This window comes from Roseibium sp. RKSG952 (assembly GCF_009711355.1).
The window spans coordinates 1-1,251 of the sequence record NZ_SMMF01000485.1 but is presented as its reverse complement, the minus strand read 5'-3'; the positions used below and the strand labels follow the sequence as shown (position 1 = coordinate 1,251).

Sequence of the window (1,251 nt, the reverse complement as noted above, 5' to 3'; positions counted from 1 at the left end):
CGCTTGCACGTTTGGTGAACAGCTTGAAAGACACATCAAGCCGTCGCTTGCGCGAAACTGTTCTTCCCAGATGTCGCGCCGGGTCCGAAGGACGAATAGTCTTGTTAATAGTCAAGCGGGAGTATCTAATTCAGGGATGACCGCCAAACGCAAGAAAACGAACAGATCGAAGACGACGGGAGGATTCGTCTACCTACTGACGAACGCCGCCATGCCCGGTCTGGTGAAGATCGGGATGACGAGACGACACCCGCTAGAGCGCGTGCGCGAATTGAACTCGACCACCTCCTTACCTTTCCCGTTCAGGATCGTGGCTGCTGTGGAGACGCAGAACGCTGTGGCACTCGAGAAATCGATCCATCAGGCGCTGTCCGGCAAACGTGTAAACGACAGGCGGGAGTTCTTCCGAGTTTCCATACCGGAGGCCGAGGGGGTCATGAGCGCAGCGGCCCACCGGAAGCGTGCGACCCCCGTCCGGTCGTTTAAGTCCAAACCCAGGCGCAGTCGCGCGAAATCACGCCGCAGACGGAGACCGAAGGGCAGGTCGTTCGAGAGCCTATTCGCCGTCGCATTTGTCGCGTCGTCCATCCTCCTTATTGAACACCTTAATCCGGGAACGTTCTTCATGGTCCGGAACTTGATGGTCAGGATCTCGGCCTTGTTCGGTTAGCGTCTTTCCTGCCCTAAATGACCGTATCCCAGCGCACAATTCAGACGATTCGTACACGAAATGGCGAATCCTTGCGATTTGAATCCTTACCCCTTCCCAAAACCACTGATTTCGGTTAATTTCCTTGTGTAGCCAAGGAGATGAAAATGCGACGGAGCAATCGAGCCGACAGACGGCATCACAACGCGCGGATGAAGCGAAAGGCCCGCCGTCTTTATCCTCATGACGAGAAAGGGACCCTTTCGGATCACCTCGCGTCGTGCTCGTGTTATATGTGCGGCAATCCGAGAAAATACTTCGGCGAGCGGACCCTGCAGGAGCGCCGGGAGGTGTCACGCGTTTTCCAGTTCTGACGGCCGTATTCCGTATCGAATGGTGTAATGCAGGAAGGGGAAATTCTGTTTGGGGACGACGCGGACAACCTTCCCGGCAGCGATGGCTACTGCGCAGTTGTAGGCCCCACCCTAGTGTCTGAACGACAAGCCGACTATGACGGCAGGCGTGAGGCTCTGGGGTTCCGTCACGATGTGGGAATGAACGGGCAAAAGCCCGCCAGCAACGCGAATCTCGTCGCGCAGCCC

General features: G+C 56.7%; 1 protein-coding gene. It reads left to right on the top strand.

Annotated features, from left to right (window positions below; all coding sequences use genetic code 11):
* Positions 1 to 70: 70 nt before the first annotated feature.
* Positions 71 to 670, top strand: a complete 600-nt coding sequence (locus E1297_RS01705) for a GIY-YIG nuclease family protein (protein ID WP_368669432.1) — start codon at positions 71 to 73, stop codon at positions 668 to 670.
* Positions 671 to 1,251 lie beyond the last annotated feature (581 nt).